The 16,562-nt window shown below is 55.9% G+C and carries 15 protein-coding genes and 1 other annotated feature; of the genes, 7 read left to right on the top strand and 8 right to left on the bottom strand.

All coding sequences use genetic code 11. The features are described from left to right. Positions 1 to 23: 23 nt before the first annotated feature. Together KXG62_RS25205 and KXG62_RS25200 are read right to left on the bottom strand one after the other, a co-directional pair. Positions 24 to 1,217, bottom strand: a complete 1,194-nt coding sequence (locus tag KXG62_RS25205; protein ID WP_218094791.1) for an oxalate decarboxylase family bicupin — start codon at positions 1,215 to 1,217, stop codon at positions 24 to 26. A 223-nt stretch (positions 1,218 to 1,440) separates the two neighbouring features. Further along, positions 1,441 to 2,172, bottom strand: coding sequence for a cupin domain-containing protein (locus KXG62_RS25200; RefSeq protein WP_218094790.1), 732 nt, complete (start codon positions 2,170 to 2,172; stop codon positions 1,441 to 1,443). A 179-nt stretch (positions 2,173 to 2,351) separates the two neighbouring features. After that, positions 2,352 to 2,580 (top strand) — a binding site (T-box leader). 92 nt (positions 2,581 to 2,672) lie between these two features. Between KXG62_RS25200 and KXG62_RS25195 the strand changes: the two genes are divergently transcribed. Continuing rightward, on the top strand, positions 2,673 to 4,205 hold the full coding sequence (locus KXG62_RS25195) for a 2-isopropylmalate synthase (RefSeq protein ID WP_218094789.1): 1,533 nt from the start codon (positions 2,673 to 2,675) through the stop codon (positions 4,203 to 4,205). A 118-nt stretch (positions 4,206 to 4,323) separates the two neighbouring features. On the opposite strand, the gene KXG62_RS25190 is transcribed toward KXG62_RS25195, so the two are convergent. Next, positions 4,324 to 5,121 (bottom strand): helix-turn-helix domain-containing protein, encoded by a 798-nt coding sequence (locus tag KXG62_RS25190; RefSeq protein WP_218094788.1) that lies wholly within the window; start codon positions 5,119 to 5,121, stop codon positions 4,324 to 4,326. Between the two features lie 145 nt (positions 5,122 to 5,266). Here KXG62_RS25190 and KXG62_RS25185 point away from each other — a divergent pair, with 145 nt between their 5' ends. The 3 genes from KXG62_RS25185 to KXG62_RS25175 all read left to right on the top strand — a co-directional run bounded on the left by KXG62_RS25185 (position 5,267) and on the right by KXG62_RS25175 (position 8,159). Next, positions 5,267 to 5,728 carry an SRPBCC domain-containing protein gene (locus tag KXG62_RS25185; protein WP_218094787.1) on the top strand — a complete coding sequence of 154 codons (462 nt, stop codon included), beginning with the start codon at positions 5,267 to 5,269 and terminating at the stop codon, positions 5,726 to 5,728. A 94-nt stretch (positions 5,729 to 5,822) separates the two neighbouring features. Beyond that, a complete protein-coding gene (locus tag KXG62_RS25180; RefSeq protein WP_218094786.1) occupies positions 5,823 to 6,734 on the top strand; it encodes an SDR family oxidoreductase in 912 nt (303 codons plus the stop codon). Positions 6,735 to 6,998: 264 nt separating this feature from the next. Then, positions 6,999 to 8,159 (top strand): winged helix DNA-binding domain-containing protein, encoded by a 1,161-nt coding sequence (locus KXG62_RS25175; RefSeq protein WP_218094785.1) that lies wholly within the window; start codon positions 6,999 to 7,001, stop codon positions 8,157 to 8,159. 77 nt (positions 8,160 to 8,236) lie between these two features. Here the strand turns inward: KXG62_RS25175 and KXG62_RS25170 are convergent, their stop codons facing one another. After that, positions 8,237 to 8,458 carry a cold-inducible protein YdjO-related protein gene (locus tag KXG62_RS25170; protein WP_246627633.1) on the bottom strand — a complete coding sequence of 74 codons (222 nt, stop codon included), beginning with the start codon at positions 8,456 to 8,458 and terminating at the stop codon, positions 8,237 to 8,239. 308 nt (positions 8,459 to 8,766) lie between these two features. Here KXG62_RS25170 and KXG62_RS25165 point away from each other — a divergent pair, with 308 nt between their 5' ends. The 3 genes from KXG62_RS25165 to KXG62_RS25155 all read left to right on the top strand — a co-directional run bounded on the left by KXG62_RS25165 (position 8,767) and on the right by KXG62_RS25155 (position 11,266). Beyond that, entirely contained in the window at positions 8,767 to 9,321 is a 555-nt protein-coding gene (locus KXG62_RS25165) for a TetR/AcrR family transcriptional regulator (RefSeq protein ID WP_218094827.1), read from the top strand. A 139-nt stretch (positions 9,322 to 9,460) separates the two neighbouring features. Continuing rightward, entirely contained in the window at positions 9,461 to 10,861 is a 1,401-nt protein-coding gene (locus KXG62_RS25160; RefSeq protein WP_218094783.1) for an MFS transporter, read from the top strand. Between the two features lie 60 nt (positions 10,862 to 10,921). Continuing rightward, positions 10,922 to 11,266 (top strand): luciferase domain-containing protein, encoded by a 345-nt coding sequence (locus KXG62_RS25155; protein WP_218094782.1) that lies wholly within the window; start codon positions 10,922 to 10,924, stop codon positions 11,264 to 11,266. 186 nt (positions 11,267 to 11,452) lie between these two features. Here KXG62_RS25155 and KXG62_RS25150 read toward each other — a convergent pair whose 3' ends face one another. The 4 genes from KXG62_RS25150 to KXG62_RS25135 all read right to left on the bottom strand — a co-directional run bounded on the left by KXG62_RS25150 (position 11,453) and on the right by KXG62_RS25135 (position 15,927). After that, positions 11,453 to 12,283 (bottom strand): carbohydrate ABC transporter permease, encoded by an 831-nt coding sequence (locus KXG62_RS25150; protein WP_218094781.1) that lies wholly within the window; start codon positions 12,281 to 12,283, stop codon positions 11,453 to 11,455. Positions 12,284 to 12,293: 10 nt separating this feature from the next. Beyond that, positions 12,294 to 13,160, bottom strand: coding sequence for a carbohydrate ABC transporter permease (locus tag KXG62_RS25145; protein WP_218094826.1), 867 nt, complete (start codon positions 13,158 to 13,160; stop codon positions 12,294 to 12,296). 183 nt (positions 13,161 to 13,343) lie between these two features. Continuing rightward, complete coding sequence (locus tag KXG62_RS25140) at positions 13,344 to 14,660, bottom strand: ABC transporter substrate-binding protein (RefSeq protein WP_218094780.1); 1,317 nt, start codon at positions 14,658 to 14,660, stop codon at positions 13,344 to 13,346. A 172-nt stretch (positions 14,661 to 14,832) separates the two neighbouring features. Next, entirely contained in the window at positions 14,833 to 15,927 is a 1,095-nt protein-coding gene (locus tag KXG62_RS25135) for a phage baseplate protein (protein ID WP_218094779.1), read from the bottom strand. Positions 15,928 to 16,562 lie beyond the last annotated feature (635 nt).

The following is a 16,562-nucleotide window of genomic DNA, read 5'->3' as shown; positions in this document are numbered from 1 at the left end:
GCAGCCGTATGCGATCGCGGCGTTCACTTGGGGTAGTAAGTAAAGCCCGGATGCTTGACGACCGGCGACTTGACCTTTTGCAGCCGCTCGATCAGCTCGGGCCCGACGTTCAGATTGCTTTCCACCAGCTGCTTCGGGGTTAGGGCCATCCACTGGTTTAAGGATACATCGACGAACCGGTCGCTTTTGAATATTTCCAGAAACCAGAGCGTGTCATCGCCGGTGTTCTGAATATAATGGCCGAAGGCGAACGGTACATAGCCGACATCGCCGGCCCGGTAATCGAAGGTGCGCGCCGCGCCGTTGCCGGCGAAGACGGTCATGCGTCCCTGACCGGTAAGATAATACTGCCACTCGTCGTTGTTCGGATGCCAGTGCAGCTCCCGCATTGCGCCGGGCTTGATCTCGACGAGAGCGACGGCGACCGTCTTGGAGATCGGGAAGTTGGTCGAGTCCGCAATGCGCACGGAGCCGCCGGACGTTTGCAGCGGCGTTTGCGCCAGCAGCCGGTGGCTGCAGCTGAGCGGCACGGTGCCATAGGGCGAAGCGACTTCCTGACTGGCCAGCGGGCCCGGCGGATGGTCCTGGTAAATATACACCTGGTTGGATGGGATGGCGTCGAATGCGCTTTCCGGGACGCCGAAATTGGCGGACAGGACGTCCTTGGGGGTATGCGCGAACCAGTCGGAAATCGACAAGGTGTTCAGGTCGGAAAAATGGCCGTCATCGAATACGAGCAAAAATTCGCAGCCTTCCGACAGCCCTTGAATCGAGTGCGGCAGGCCCGGCGGAAAATACCACAGGTCACCCGGTCCGACGTCGGCAATAAAATTACGCCCGTTCGCGTCGATCGCGGTAATGCGCGCACCGCCCCAAATCATGTAAGCCCACTCTGCCTGCTGGTGCCAGTGCAGCTCGCGCACGCCTCCCGGGGTCAGGCTCATATTGACTCCGGCAAGCGTCGTGGCAATCGGCAGGTCCCTGACCGTGATCTCTCGGGACCAGCCTCCCGAATTGAGCTGCATATGCGTGTCGGAGAACGACATCTTCAAATTCGGGAGCAGTCCGGCATCCGTCACCGGAGGGACCAGCATATCCGGATTTTCTAGGTCCCGCATCACATCGCGAGGACCCAGATCCGGTCCTCCTGCGCTGTCAGCCCGGATCGGCTGCGGGACGCTAAGCGGTTTTCCGCTGTTCGGCGGATCGGTTTTCATATAGGTATCCCCTTCCTCCAATACGTGAATATCTTTTGCGGGAAAATTTCGGATGACACGTACGTATATCGTCATTTTATGAGCCCGCAGAGTTGAATATGAAAACGTCCGATAGCGCTCCCGAAGACGCAAAAATCGCGATTCCCGAAGGGTCGCGATGTAAAGGTCATGCATATGCCGGCGCCAAGCGCTCGTCAAGCTCTCCGTGCCGGTGGTGCTGCGCTTAATAACCGTATCCATAGCCTTGCCCGATGCCGTAGACAGGCTGAGGATACTGCGGAAATTGCGGGAATTGCGGAAACTGCGGAATTTGCGGATACCCGTAGCTTGGGCGGTGATACTGGCTGGAATACGGCTGATTCGGGTGAGACGGATTCGGATAAGCCGGATTAGCCGCCGTCTTGCCCTGCACCTGCGTCTGCTTGCAGTCGTTCGGCGGGCCGATGAAGACCGTTCCGGTAATTGGAGCGAGCGTCTCCTTCACCTTGGCTTCGTCAAGGCAGTACGTATGTGCAAGCACACTGGCCGGCGTCAATCGCAGCAGGTCGGAGCCTCCGATGAATTCCGGAATCGGCGCGTCGAAGATGGCGATGAGGTGCGTGTTATCGACCGTGGCGATCTCATAGTGCCACCAGCCCTGCGGCACATTCGCGACTTGCCCCGGCTGAATGGGGAAGTTGAGCAGCTCCTTCGTGAATGGATTCACCAAGGAAACGACGGCGCTGCCGGAGACGCAGTACACGAGCTCCGAAGCGTTTTGATGAATATGCGGCTCGACGACATTGCTCGTGCTGAGAAATATATCGAGCAGCGATACGTTTCCAAGCGTGTTCAACTGTTTGACGGACAAAGCATTGATGTAGTTTTGCTCGTCTTTTTTGAAGAATTGATTGTTGCTCAAATCGAAAGTAAATTGCACCTGCGGCGAGGTGTAATCCATATAGGAGATCGCCATGTTGTTCCCTACCCTTTCCAGTCGTAATGTGGGCTTTTGCCCGATAGCATACCATATGCATTCGCCCAGAGGAGGGTGAACCCGAATAACGACCGGCACAGACGATATAAAAAATGAGATTCATGGCGGTTGACAAACGGATTCGCATGGCCTATTATTGTCAATAATCAATTCAAAATTCAAATGTTGCGATTAGAAATAGTAGAAGTGAGTTAACCTTTCAGAGAGCCGTTGGTCGGTGCGAAGCGGCAGCGTTAATCATTTCGAACTCGTCTATGAACTGCTACCTGATATGTAGGGTAAGCCGGAGTTCCACCGTTACAGGGATAGATGGTGATGGCCATCGAAGGAGCTCATTTCGCAAGAAATGAATTAGAGTGGTACCGCGGGTTCAACCTCGTCTCTATACGTAGAGACGGGGTTTTTTTGTTGGTTAAATTCCGGGTTTAACCGACCCCGCTTCATATATAGATAATCCATTTTCCCAGGAGGAACCGAGAATGAACCGTAAAATTATCGTATTCGACACCACGCTGCGCGACGGAGAGCAAGTGCCCGGCGCCAAGCTGAACATACATCAGAAGATTGAGATCGCCCAGCAGTTGAAGCGGCTGAACGTAGACATTATCGAAGCCGGGTTTCCCGCTTCGTCCGCAGGCGACTTTCATGCGGTGCAGGAAATCGCCCGCAGCGTAGGCGACAGCGTATCGATTACGGCGCTCGCCCGTGCGGTGCAGAAGGACATCGACGCCGTCTACGAGAGCGTGAAGCTGGCGCAAAACCCGCTCATCCATATCGTGCTGGGCACCTCCAACATTCATGTGGAGAAAAAGTTCAATCGCTCCAAGGATGCCGTCCTGCAGATGGGCATCGACGCGGTCAAATACGCCAAAACCTTGCTGCCGAACGTGCAGTACTCCACGGAGGACGCATCAAGATCGGATTTTGAATATTTGTGGAAGACGATCGAAGGCGTCGTGAAGGCGGGTGCGACGATGATTAACGTGCCGGATACGGTAGGCTATGCCGTCCCCGAGGAATTCGGCGACCTGATCCGCAGACTGAACGACCGCCTGAAAAATTTGAACGACAGCGTCATCCTCAGCGTGCACTGTCATAACGACCTGGGACTGGCGACGGCCAACACGCTGAGTGCGATCAAGAACGGCGCGCAAAAAATCGAGTGCACGATCAACGGCCTCGGCGAACGGGCCGGCAACGCTTCCCTGGAAGAGGTTGTGATGGCGCTGAAAGTAAGAGAGGGCTCCTACAACTGCCACACCGGCATCAACACGAAAGAGCTGCTGAGAACCTCCAGACTGGTGAGCCATCTGACGGGATTGGACGTACAGGTGAACAAGGCGATTACGGGCGAGAACGCCTTTGCCCACTCCTCCGGCATCCATCAGGACGGGTTGCTCAAGGATAAGCAGGTATACGAGATCATGTCGCCGGAAGATGTCGGAGCCGAGAGCATGGAGTTGATCTTGACGGCGCGTTCCGGCCGCCATGCCTTCAAAAACGCCGTGGAAAAAATGGGCTTCGATACGAGCGACGCCGCGGACTTCGAGCTGTTGTTCGAGAAGTTTTTGACACTGGCCGACGCCAAAAAAGAAGTGTACGATCACGACGTCTTCTACCTTGTCACCAATCACCGCACGTTGGGCGACGGGAGCACGCATCTGTACGAGCTCGAGTCGTTCCAGGTCGTAAGCAACGATCTGTATCCTACGGCGACGATCAAGCTGCGAAAAGGCACCGAGACGATCAAGGGCAGCAGCGTGGGCGACGGCCCGGTCGATGCGCTGTACAGCGTCATCAAAAATTTGGTCGGTCTGGACGTACAGCTGAAAGATTATAAAATCAGCAGCTTATCCCGCGGCAAGGAAGCGATGGGCCGCGTCAACATTCGCATCGAATACGAAGGCCGCATCTACTCCGGCCGCGCCATGGATACGGATATTATTAAAGCGAGCGCCAACGCGTTCCTGAACGGGATCAACGCCGTGCTGCTCGACGCGGCGAATAACTAAAGCGAGGAACGAACTCACCGCGATCATGCACACATACCGTCACACAGCAATCCCCCGCAGGCATCAGTTATCGCCTCGCGGGGGATTGCTGTTGTTCCGGCATAGGTTTTGCTGCGGCTCAAGCATTGCGGCTGCGGACATATTGCAGCGGGGTGGTGCCGACCGCAGCCTTGAAGTCTTTGCTGAAATGGGCTTGATCGGCATAGCCGAGCGCCAGCGCCAGCTGCGCTATATCCATGCCGTTTTCCAGCAATTCGCCGGCTTCATGCATCCGGTATCGCTGGATGACCCATTTCGGGCTCACGCCGACATCATCGTGGAACAAGCGCTGCAAGGTCCGCTTGGGAACGCCGAAACGGTCGACGAGCTGATCGACCTTGGTGATGCCGCGGTCATGAATGACGGCATCGATGATCTCGTTCAGCAGCTCCACCGTATCATCGCGCTGCGGCATGCTGCGGCGCAGCAGCGATTCAACGAGTCCGATCCGCTGCTCTGGATCCTCCAGCGCGAACAGCTGCCGTTCGTAATCGCGGCTGTCGATGGCGAAGCATTCCGTGACGGGAACGACGCGGTCGGTCAGGGCGGACATCGGTCCGGGGTAGTAGAAGCGGAACGCTCCCGGCCGGAACAGTACCCCTACAATTTGTCCTTCCCCTTGGAGCACGTGAGCGGATTTCTTGCTCTCGATCCCGCTGATGCGGGATTGGCCCCGCTCGAAGACGACGTTGACGCCGGGATGCTGCAGCACCTCCTGAGCATAGGGAGGTTGTCCGCGCAAATCCCACTCGATGAGCCAATAATGCTGTACGACAAAGCGGAGGTCGTCGGAAGGAAGACGGCGAGTCAGCGAGAATTTCGTTTTACCTGTATCGTAGTGCAGTATTCCTCTATTCGGATTGCGTTCCTCGGTCACAGCGGGTTAACCTCCTTGCCTTGGCGCGTTTTTACAAGAATCTGGCGGCGCTCCGTGCTATTGTTTCTATGGAATGGACGATTCTGCGGCAGGCGGCTGCCGCTGCGGGACAATTCGTTCATTCTCATGAAAGGAGACGATGGCGATGAAACTGGAGTATGTCTTTTATATTGGCGCGCATCCCGATCAAGTGTGGGACGTGCTGTTCGACCCGGCACGTTCGTTTCAGGCGTTTCTGGGCGGGGTCATCCGCTCGACCTGCCGCGTGGGCGATCGTATCGAGTTTGTAGGTCCCGGAGCCGACGGCGAAGAGACGGTTCATATTTACGGCACCGTGCTGGCGTATGAACCGGGCAAAGTATTGAGCTATACAGACCATCCCGGTCCTTCCCATTACGCCGAGCATGCCGATATGGAAAGCCGTGTTACGCTTACCCTCGAGCGGGTCGGTTCTTGCACGAAGCTGCATCTCCTCAACGATCAGTGGACCGACAATAACCCGCTCTTCGGCAAAACCGAGCAGTACTGGTGGATGATCTTGAGCAATATCAAGTCGATCGCGGAAACGGGCAAGCCGCTTGACTTTGGCTTCGGCAAGTCCCCTTAAACTTAAATTGTAGCAAAGTATTTATGTATGACAAGGGATGACATGGTTATACTCTACAATCGAATGGAATCATTCATTCGAGGAGGCGAAAGCCATGAAACCGTTAGCCGGAAAAGTAGCTTTGGTGGCCGGGGCGACCCGCGGCGCCGGACGGGGGATCGCGACGGAATTGGGAGCGGCCGGAGCGACCGTCTATGTGACGGGGCGGACGACGCGCACGCAGCGGTCCGAGTATAACCGTCCCGAGACGATTGAGGAGACGGCGGAGCTTGTGACCGCAGCAGGCGGGACGGGGATCGCCGTTCCGACGGATCACCTGATCCCTGCTCAAGTGCAGGCGCTCGTCGAGCGGATCGAGCGGGAGCAGGGGCGGCTCGATATACTGGTCAACGACGTGTGGGGCGCGGAGCATATCATGGAGTGGGACGTACCCGTGTGGGAGCATTCGCTGGACAAGGGCTTCCGGCTGCTCCGGCTTGCGATCGATACGCATATCGTGACAAGCCATTATGCGCTGCCGCTGCTGACGCGGACCGGGAACGGGCTCGTCGTCGAGATTACGGACGGCACGGCGGAGTACAACCGGAACAACTACCGGCTGTCGCTGTTCTATGATTTGGCCAAGTCTTCCGTCATCCGCATGGCGCAATCGCTCGCGCATGAGCTCGCGCCGTATCGGTGTACGGCCGTGGCGCTGACGCCGGGGTGGATGCGCTCCGAAATCATGCTCGATCACTTCGGCGTCACGGAAGAGAACTGGCGCGACGCGACGGCGAAGGAGCCGCACTTCGTCATCTCGGAGACGCCACGCTTTATCGGCCGCGCGGTCGCGGCGCTGGCCGCCGATGCGGAGGTCGCCCGCTGGAACGGGCAATCGTTGTCCAGCGGACAGCTCGCGCCCGTATACGGCTTCCGCGATCTCGACGGCTCGCAGCCGGATTGCTGGAAGTATATCGTCGAAGTGCAGGACGCGGGCAAGCCGGCGAATGCGGCCGGATACCGGTAATCAGGCGTGCTGCCTGCCTCTGCCGGGCGATCGTGAGCAAAGAGAAGGGCGCAAAGTCTAGACGCTGCGCCTTCTCACTGCGGTAATGTATGGTTAGTACAGACCGGGTTACAAATTCCGTCAAGCGCTCCGCCCCATGCTGCATCCGTTCTTGATCGTATGTCCGGCTTGGCTTTTGATCTTGTCCGCCGTTGATGCTTTCCAAGATAACGAGTTTATGTCATGCTGGAAAGAAAATCATGGCGAACAAAGGAGACATAGCGCATGGTTACGCGGAAGAACGAATTCAATTCCTTTGCTCAGCAGCAGGGCAAGCAGCCTCAAGTGCTGAGCAGACGCGCGCTCAATCGCGCACTGCTGTCAAGACAGATGCTTTTAGAGCGGGCGAATATTCCCGCCCTGGAAGCCATCGAGCGTCTGGTCGGGATGCAGGCACAAGCTCCGAACGCCCCCTATGTTGGCTTGTGGAGCAGACTTGCGCATTTTGAGCATCGTGAATTAAGCCAACTGCTGCTGGATCGGAATGCTGTGCGCATCGTGCTTATGCGCGGTACGATCCATCTGGTCTCCGCCCGTGATTGTCTCGTTGTCCGCCCGTCCGTTCAGCCCGTGCTGGACCGCTGGTTGCAAGGCGCATTAGTGAAGCGGCTGGAGGGCGTTGACCTTGAGGAATTGGCCTCCGCGGGGCGGGCTTTTGTAGAAATAGAAGCGCTCACATATCACGAGCTGGGTATACGACTTCAGGAGCGATGGCCGGACTATGAACCTGAAGTGCTCGCCAATGCTGTTCGCGCGCAGATTCCTTTGGTTCAGATTCCTCCACGCGGTATATGGGGAGCAAGCGGTCAGGCCGCTCATACTTCGGCTGAAGCCTGGCTCGGCAAGCCGCTTGCGGCCGAATCGAGGGTTGAGGAGCTGCTGCTGCGCTACTTGGCCGCCTTTGGACCGGCTTCGGTCAAAGATATGCAGGTCTGGTCCGGTCTCACGGGACTGAACCAAGTTGTGGAGCGGCTTCTCCCTCACTTGCGGAGCTTCCTCGATGAGGAAGGCCATGTGCTGTGGGATCGGACAGACGGTGCGCTTCCTGATGAAGACACAGCTGTACCGATCCGTTTTCTCGGAGAATTTGACAATATGCTGCTGTCTTACCATAACCGCACCCGGATTATGGCCGAAGCCGATAAACCGAGCGTCTTCACGCGGAATGGCATCATTCGCGCCACCGTTCTTATCGATGGCTTCGTCAGCGGCTTATGGTCGATAGAAGAGCGGCGCGGGACAGCCAGTCTGCAAATCAAGCTGTTCAAGTCCGTCTCGGCCGCAGAAGAAGCCGCTCTGCACGAGGAAGGCTCGAAGCTGCTGCAGTTCGCCGCAATGGATGCGGAAGAACATGAGATTCGCTTCGTTTCGGCTATCCATTCGTAAGGATGCCGGATCTTCGCCGCATCCCAAAGAGCCCGGCCCTCATGAGCGGACCGGACTTAAGCAAGGAAGGCATGACGTTATTGCAGCCAAGAAAACTCGTCTTTTTTCTTTTTTGTTGTTTTAGCCTTTTTGACGATCTTCGGCAGATGCTTGTAGCTTCGAAGCATTTCTCCTCCGCATAACGGGCATTCACGTGAAGACGCAGATAGCTCCTCGCGCACCCAAGCTTTACATTCGGCATTTTTGCACTTCAAGATTGGGGTGGGGAACAGCTCCGGCTTAGCATCGTCTTTTTGCAAGGTCAAACACCTCCCGCTATAACGTTTCCCGATCGCTTTATGTTCATACCATAATTATGATGTAATAGTGTAACGCAGCCAGTAATCCGCGATCGACATACGCCGTGATCGCCCTCTTGCTTTTTTACAAAAACTGCCGTATGATGGTTACAAATGAAAGTGAACACTTGCATTTTGTGCGGCAAGATGCCAGCGGAAGAAGCGGCCATGGAACTGCGAAGCCGCAGCAGAAGGCAGCGGACCGTCATGGAAGCGGAGGAGAGGGGGGCCATATCGTTAGCCAGGTAAGAAGCAGCAGCGAGAAATTGATGGCGGCCGTCATTGATTTGGTCGCGGAGAAAGGATACCACGGCGTTTCCACCAAAGAAATTGCCGCCGCCGCCGGCGTGAATGAAGTGACGCTGTTTCGTCAGTTCGGCAGCAAGCAGCATTTGCTCGAATCGGCGTTTCATCATTTTCATTATACCGAGGAAATGAAGAAGCTGTTTGGCGAGAAGCTCGTCGGAGAGCTGTACGACGACCTGCTGCTGGTCAGCCGGACGTACCACGGCATGATGTTCCGCAACCGGAAGATGATTCTGATTGCGCTCAAGGAAAGCGGCATTTTCTCGGCATTTCGCGAGAAAGCGAATAAGCATCCGCGGCAGCTGAAAGAACTGCTCACCGATTATTTCAATGCGATGTACGAGAAGGGCAAGCTGATCGAGACGAATACGGAGATGCAGGCATTGTCGTTTATGTGGATGAACTACGGCGCCTTCATCAGCAATCTGCATTCGGATGACGCTTCGTTTCCATCGGTGAAGATGGACGCGTTCATCGAACAAAGTGTCCGAACGTTTACGAGAGCGCTAACGCCGTAATGTAATTGAATAACAACAGTTCTAAGTGAACAGGCTCCGAACCGGAGCTTTTGTTTCACCCTAAATGCAAGTAAGTACATGCATACATTTTTGTGAGTGCATCCTATGAATGCATGATTAACGAGAGGGGTAATGATCTATGGAAAAACCATTGCAGACGCAGGCGCCGATTCAAACGCAGGCGCAGCCGGGAGACCGATTGCTCCGCGTTCTGATGTTCACGCTGATGGTGTCGTCGATGAGCGCTTTAATGTTCAATTTTGTGCTGCCCGACATCAGCGAGCAGTTCGGCCTTTCGATCGCGCAGGTCAGCTGGCTTACTTCGGCGTACACGCTTATCTACGCCATCGGTACGGTGACGTACGGCAAATTGGCCGACAAATTCAAGCTGAAGCATCTATTGACTGCCGGGCTGCTGCTGTTTGCCGCCGGCTCCCTGATCGGCTTGGCTTCGCAGTCGTTCTGGATGGCGCTAGTCGGCCGGTGCATCCAATCCGCCGGAGCGTCCGCCATCCCGGCGACAGCCGTCCTTATTCCGGTCCGCTACATCGCTCCGGAGCGGAGAGGCTCCGCACTGGGCATGACCGCCGTCGGACTTGCGCTCGGCAGCGCGCTCGGTCCGGTCGTGGCTTCGGTCATCGTCAGCATAGCCCATTGGCGCTGGTTGTTCTGCGTACCGCTGCTCCTCCTGTTGACCCTTCCGTATTACCGCAAATATTTGGGCGACGAGCAGGGGACAGCCGGGCCCTTCGACTGGCTTGGCGGCGGGCTGCTGGCTGCGTCCGTCGCGCTGCTTTTACTCGGCGTGACAAATGGTGCGTGGCTGTGCATCGCCGGCAGCGCGATCTTCGGTGCGCTGTTCATCGCACGCATTCGCTCTGCTGCCGTACCGTTCGTGCCGCCGGGTCTGTTCGCCAATCGAAGCTATCGGCTGGGCATCATGCTCGCCGTGCTCATTAACGGCATCGGCATTTCGCTCTATTTTCTCAGCCCGCTGCTGCTGTCCCGCGTCTTCGAACTCCCGTCGTATTGGATCGGCTTCGCCATGGTGCCGGCGGCCGCCGCTTCCGCAGTGCTGGGGCGCAGGGGCGGCAAGCTCGCGGATGCGAAAGGGAATGCATATTTGTTTTGTATCGCTTCGGGTTTGCTGCTGGCTTGCTTCGCGCTGCTCTCGTCGTTTACCGCCGTGTCCCCGCTGCTCATTGCCGCCTTCCTGATCTTCGGCAATGTCGGGCAATCGTTCATGCTCATCGCGATGTCCAACTCCATCTCAAGAACGATGCCGAAAGAGCAAGTAGGCGTAGGCATGGGCATCTTCTCGATGCTGAATTTCATGACGCAAGGCATCGCCACCGGCGTGTACGGCAAGCTGGTCGATCTGCCGGGCGCCGCCATATGGAATCCGGTCAGCGCCAATGCCGGCAGCGCGGTGTTCAGCAATATTTATATGGTGCTGGCCGCCCTGCATGTAGTCATATGGCTAATATATTATGCCCGATTCGTCCCGAGGAAGAAGACCGGCGTGCAAGTCGGCAGCTAACGGCAAGCTGTTCCAAACCATACCAAACCATACCACATAAGGGAAGGAGCGTCATTAACCATGGGAACCCTCATTGAACAGCTTCAAGCGGAGCTTCTCGCTTGGGAGGGCGTAACCGTCTGTCCGCACCGCTTCGGCGGGATCGAGTTTCAATACCGCGGGAGGGAGCTCGGGCATTTGCACGGAGACCGCGTAGCGGACTTTCCATTTCCGCGGGCCGTGCGGGATGAGCTGGTGGCAAGCGGTCGGGCGCACCCGCACCATCGATTCCCTGATTCCGGCTGGGTTACGTTCTATATTCGCGGTGCGGACGATGCGGCGGACGCCGTCGCGCTGTTCCGCTTGCAGTACGAGCGGATGCATAGCGGCAGCACCCGGCCGACCGCCGGTCCGGCGGAGCCGTAAGCGCACAGCCGTCCGCTAGGAAGTAAATAAGAAACGCATCCCCCGCAGGAGATGCGTTTCTTTCGAATGAAGATGCGCACGCACGGAACGATGCGGCTGCGGCGGAGCATGCGCGTGCAGCCGCACCTTGCCGCTCGGGTCTCCGCGCTCTACTGCCGGATAACCTGTGCGTGAATACAGAGCATATTATTTGAACGTTGAATTGGACATCGCCGTAATAATATGCCTTTGAGCAAAAATAAACACGACGACGATCGGCAGGATGACCGTGACGCTTGCCGCCATCAGCAGATGGAACGACAGCGCCTCGTTGCCTGCGATGGAATCCCGCATCTTGGCAAGGCCGACCGTCAGCACGCGCATTTTATCCGAATTGGTCATGACGAGCGGCCAGAAGTACGAATTCCAGCTGCCGATAAAGCTGATGACGAGCATGGTCGCGACGGTCGGCAGCGCCATCGGAGTCAAGATGCTGTACAAAATGCGCAGCCGGTTGGCGCCGTCCATTTTCGCCGCTTCGATGACGTCGTTATTCATTGAACGGAACGTTTGGCGAAGCAGGAAGATGCCATAAGCCGATGCGGCATGCGGAATAATGAGCGCAAAATACGTATCGATCCAGCCGATCTTGGACAGCAGCACGTAGATCGGGACGAACACGACTTGATCCGGCACGATGAGCGCCGCCAGAACAAGGAGAAACAGCTTGTCCCTGCCGGCGAACGTGCCTTTGGCGAACGCAAAGGCGGCCATCAATGCAATGTTGATCTGCAGGACGACGATGCCTGCGGTCTGGATGATCGTGTTCAAGGAAAAGCGGGCGAACGGAATCGTCTCAAACACGTTCAGAAAGTTGCTCCACATGAACCTCTCCGGCCAAAATGTGGGCACGGCCAGCCGGAGCTCCTCCGGGCTTTTCAGCGCGGTAATCAGCATCCAGTAGACGGGAAAAAACATGATGGCCGCAATGGCCAGAGCGGCGGCGGTCCGGGTAGAGACGAGCAGCGGATGTTTCATAGCGGTCAGCCTACCCTTCGTAATGGACTTTTTTTCTGGATACGATCATTTGCACGACGGTCAGAAGCACGATAATAATAAAGAACATAATGACGAGCGCCGATGCCCGGCCCGTGCGGAATTCGCCGAACGCCATCTCGTAAATCCAGTACACCATCGCTTTGGTCGCTTCCAGCGGGCCGCCGTTGGTCATAATGTCCACGGACTGGAACACCTGCATCGACGAAATGAAGTTGGTGATGAACAGGAACAGCGTCGTCGGCGACAGCAGCGGGAACGTAATGCTCCAAAACTGATGCCATCTGGTCGCCCCGTCGATCGCGGACGATTCGTAATATTCGAGCGGCACGCCTCGCAGCCCGGCGATGAAGATGATCATCGTGAAGCCGACGCCTTTCCAGACGGACACGACGATCAGCACCCATAACGCCGTATTCGGGTTCGTCAGCCAAAGGACCGGCTCGAAGCCGAACTTCTCCAGCATTTTGTTCAAGACGCCGTACTGCCCGTTGAAAATCCACAAGAAGACCATGGACACAATAACCATGGAAATATAGTGCGGCATGAAAATAATCGAGCGCATGAAGCCGAACAGCTTCGACGTATGATTGAACAGCAGTGCGAGGAGCAGCCCGATCGACAGCGTGAGCGCTACGTCCAGCACCGTATACGTTAACGTAATCTTCAGCACCTTGTAGAACGTGTCGCTGGTCAGCAAATACGCATAGTTGTCGAAGCCGACAAATTTCTTCGTCGGCCTGGTCATATTCCAGTTCGTAAAGCTCAAGTAAAGCGAATTCAGCAGCGGATAGTATACGAAGATCAGCAAGCAGAGCAGTGCGGGTACGGCAAAAGCAAAATCTTTGAACCCTTCCATCCGGCGAAACCGGGCCCGCTTTCGTAACAAGTCGGCAGAATGCGGCTGCAGGCGGATCTGCCGGTCGTCGATCGCCTTCATTGCGGTGTTCCTCCTCCATAAGTAAAAGTTAAAGTAGAGTAAAAGCTCTACACGTCAGCATTCAGGCGGCTAACCCTAACGCTCCGCTCGGCGAGCCGTCTCTTACTGGTAACTGCCCAAAATATCGTTCATTTCCTTCACGGCGCCTTTCAGCAGCGGAAGCGGATCGGCGTTTTCCAAAATCATTTTGCCGACCACTTCCGTGTATTTCTTGCTCAGCTCCGGATAAGCCGGATGCTGCGGCCGGCCGACCACGTTATCGAAGTTGTCGAATACCGTTTTGTATTGAGGCAGTTTCTCGAAGTACTTCTTGCCTGCCTCCGTGCCCACGACCGACTTGCGCGTCGGCAAGTAGCCGGTGCCTTCCGCCCATTTGACGTTGTTTTCCTTATCGGTTACGAATTTGATGAACTTCCACGCAGCCTCCTTCTGCTTCGCCGAAGCTTTCTCCATCATGACGATGCCTGCTCCGCCGATATGGGATTTGCGTTCCTTGTCGCCGGGAATGAACGAGACGCCGACTTCGAATTTTGCGTTATCCAGGTAAGTCGCCTTGAGCGTCGCGGACGAATGCTGCACCATGGCGACCTTCTCGTCGAGAAACATTTGGCGCATGTTATCGGAAGCGCCGGGACCGTACCCCATCTGGACGGAGCCTTCCTGGGTCCATTTGCGGAAGTTCTCCAGCCACCTCCAGCTTTCCGGCTTGTCGAAGCCGACCTTCTTCTTGTCTGCGGTCAAGATCGCGCCGCCGCCGTTGCTGATCCACGGATCGTAATACCACGGATCCCAGCCGGGCACGGAGAACGCATAGCGGGTCGTTTTGCCGCCTTCCTTCACCGTCACTTTTTTGTTGAAATCCTCGATCTCGGCCCAGGTTTGCGGTGGCTTGACGCCGAGCTTGTCGAGCAGCGTCTTGTTGTACATGAACACGCTTGTGCTGACGATCAGCGGAAAGCCATACTGCTTGCCGTTATAGGCGTATGCCTGGAGCATGCCTTTGGAGAAGTCGTTCAGATCGACCTGATCGCGCTTGATGTAAGGCATGAGGTCGGCGAATACGCCGCCGTCCGCGAAGTTCGGAAGGGAGGCTACCTCGACGTTCGTTACAGCCGGGACGCTGCCCGCTGCGACGGCGGCCAGCAGTTTTTTATGCAGGTCCGCATATCCGCCCTGGTACACTTGTTCCACCGTGATGTAAGGATATTTTTTCTTGAATTCGTCGATGGTGGCATTGACGATAGGCATCTGTTTGTCGGCGTGGGAGTGCCAGTATTGAATCGTAATCGGCGTCGTATCTTCGACTGCCGGCGCTTCCGCCGCCGGACCGGAATCAGTCCCCCGGGAGCAGCCGCTGACCGCGACGGCCGCCATGGCGGTGATCGAGACGAGTGTCATCCATTTGTTCAAGTGTGTCATGATTTGTAATAACCCCTTTCGTTGTTTTCAAAAGTGAAGGCCGTGCGTAAAAAGAGACCATAAGAACGCAAAAAGACATCGGATTTATCGTCTGCACGACTCCTTGTCTCTTGGGTAATCTCATGGTCTCCGAACCCAGAGGAAAATGAAGTTTTAGAATTCAAAAATTCAATTACGGTTTGAGAACGTCTTTGTAATAAATGCTGGTCTGCTTGCCGGTATTCGTGGAGGAAATGTAGGATGCAAAGCCGAATGCGAGCCGTGCGGCGCCCGGATTGTTCATATCCGGTATTTGGATTCCCATGCCTTCCGGTTCTCTGAACAGCAGCGAGTAGCCGGCTCTCGTCCGCTGCTTGTCGACGACCGCCCCGGTGTTCAGGTTGACGGCGGTAATGTACGTATTGCCATCCGGTGACACGGACCCCGACTTCCCGTAGGCCGTGCCTTCGAGCATATACACATAGCTGCCGTAGGACGTATAGCCTTGGAACGACGTGTCGACCAGCGGCTGCGCAATATCTGCCAGCGATACGTAATTGCGCTGCTTTACCTGCTCCAGGTTGTACACGCCGAACCGGTATTCCCCATTGAGACGGTACCGCATCACCAGATTGCCGTGCGCCATGTCGATGCTTACGGTCGTGTTGAATGAGCCCGGCACGATCGTGTGCTTCTCCAGCCACGGCGTATTCGGCGTCACAACGGCGCCGTCCGTGAATGGAAACCGGGCGACTCTCGACCCGCGTCCGCCGGATCCTTCGTCGAAGGAGTCGATCTCCGTCCACAGGTAGGCAACCGGCTGTCCGTTCTGTCCGATCCCGGGCTCGACGCCGATGGATACGCCGTGTCCTGCGCCTTTCACGAACATGTAGCTAATGATATTGCCGGCAAAATCAAGCTTCGTAATGCATAAATCCCCGTTGGAGCTTCGGGTCGCCGCCGGAGCGGCCGACGATTCGCCAGGCAGCTGCAGGCCGCCGCCGATGAGCTGCGCCGTATAAATGTGCTGATTCACGTTATCGAAGGCCAGCGATTGCAGCACGGTGCTTCGGTGCAGCGGCTTCTCGCGGATCAGCATGTCCGAGCTGTCGCTCAAATCGAACACTTTCGACGTCGGCAAGCTTCCGAGCGCGGATGCCTGCCTGTCGGGCGGCAGGGTCGGGACGAGCAGGGCGGCGGTCAGCGCGACTGCGCCGATTTTGACAAGCAAGCGCCGCCGCAGCCACGTAAGGTTACGTTGTTTGTTGGGCGAAGGCAAAGAAATCAAGCGATAGCACCTCCATCGATATTTTCGCGTAATGATTCCCGGCGTGCGGGAACATGCCTGTCGAGCGGTGATCACCTCGCTTTGCTGCGGTCCTGCCATACTCTATAAATGAAAAATCCCAATCCATCTACGGATGGTAGAGATTTATGGCGGCAATGCGTTAGCGGAGCTATCCATGATGCCGAAATATGAAAGCGTATTCAATCGTGACGTAGTGAGAAACCTTCTGTTCATGCGCACGAAAGCGCAAGTTCCGAAATGAAAATTATCGAATAAATTAAATCATAATCGATCATTTTAACAATCCAATTCGAATTGTTTCGAACATTTGATAAACCATATTATGCACACAAATGTTCAACTTTGCAACATTTGTCCAAAAATAATATAATTCTTGCCTGGATAAGCTTCTGGATTTCCGTTGCCAGCACAGCTTTGCTGCCCGGTTCGAACACGATTGGCGGCGTCATCGGCAGGTTGGGTCCGATCCATCAGGATCGCGTATTGACATTAAAAAAGAGGAATGATATAAAAGGAAAGGAGTGGCACTCATGAAGTGAGAGTGCTAATAATATATCGAAGCCATCATTGTCGACTGCGGAAATCGGCGGCAGCCGATGGAGCGGTTACCAAGC

This window comes from Paenibacillus solanacearum, assembly GCF_910593845.1.
Taxonomy (GTDB): domain Bacteria; phylum Bacillota; class Bacilli; order Paenibacillales; family NBRC-103111; genus Paenibacillus_G; species Paenibacillus_G solanacearum.
This window is presented reverse-complemented; position numbering and strand designations above follow the sequence as displayed.

What these genes read in the sequence shown, in the direction of transcription:
- KXG62_RS25155 (WP_218094782.1), top strand. Translation starts at nt 10,922, where the DNA reads ATGGGAACCCTCATTGAACAGCTTCAAGCGGAGCTTCTCGCTTGGGAG.
- KXG62_RS25185 (WP_218094787.1), top strand. Translation starts at nt 5,267, where the DNA reads ATGAAACTGGAGTATGTCTTTTATATTGGCGCGCATCCCGATCAAGTG.
- KXG62_RS25145 (WP_218094826.1), bottom strand. Translation starts at nt 13,160, where the DNA reads ATGGAAGGGTTCAAAGATTTTGCTTTTGCCGTACCCGCACTGCTCTGC.
- KXG62_RS25200 (WP_218094790.1), bottom strand. Translation starts at nt 2,172, where the DNA reads ATGGCGATCTCCTATATGGATTACACCTCGCCGCAGGTGCAATTTACT.
- KXG62_RS25205 (WP_218094791.1), bottom strand. Translation starts at nt 1,217, where the DNA reads ATGAAAACCGATCCGCCGAACAGCGGAAAACCGCTTAGCGTCCCGCAG.
- KXG62_RS25150 (WP_218094781.1), bottom strand. Translation starts at nt 12,283, where the DNA reads ATGAAACATCCGCTGCTCGTCTCTACCCGGACCGCCGCCGCTCTGGCC.
- KXG62_RS25195 (WP_218094789.1), top strand. Translation starts at nt 2,673, where the DNA reads ATGAACCGTAAAATTATCGTATTCGACACCACGCTGCGCGACGGAGAG.
- KXG62_RS25140 (WP_218094780.1), bottom strand. Translation starts at nt 14,660, where the DNA reads ATGACACACTTGAACAAATGGATGACACTCGTCTCGATCACCGCCATG.
- KXG62_RS25160 (WP_218094783.1), top strand. Translation starts at nt 9,461, where the DNA reads ATGGAAAAACCATTGCAGACGCAGGCGCCGATTCAAACGCAGGCGCAG.
- KXG62_RS25180 (WP_218094786.1), top strand. Translation starts at nt 5,823, where the DNA reads ATGAAACCGTTAGCCGGAAAAGTAGCTTTGGTGGCCGGGGCGACCCGC.
- KXG62_RS25175 (WP_218094785.1), top strand. Translation starts at nt 6,999, where the DNA reads ATGGTTACGCGGAAGAACGAATTCAATTCCTTTGCTCAGCAGCAGGGC.
- KXG62_RS25165 (WP_218094827.1), top strand. Translation starts at nt 8,767, where the DNA reads ATGGCGGCCGTCATTGATTTGGTCGCGGAGAAAGGATACCACGGCGTT.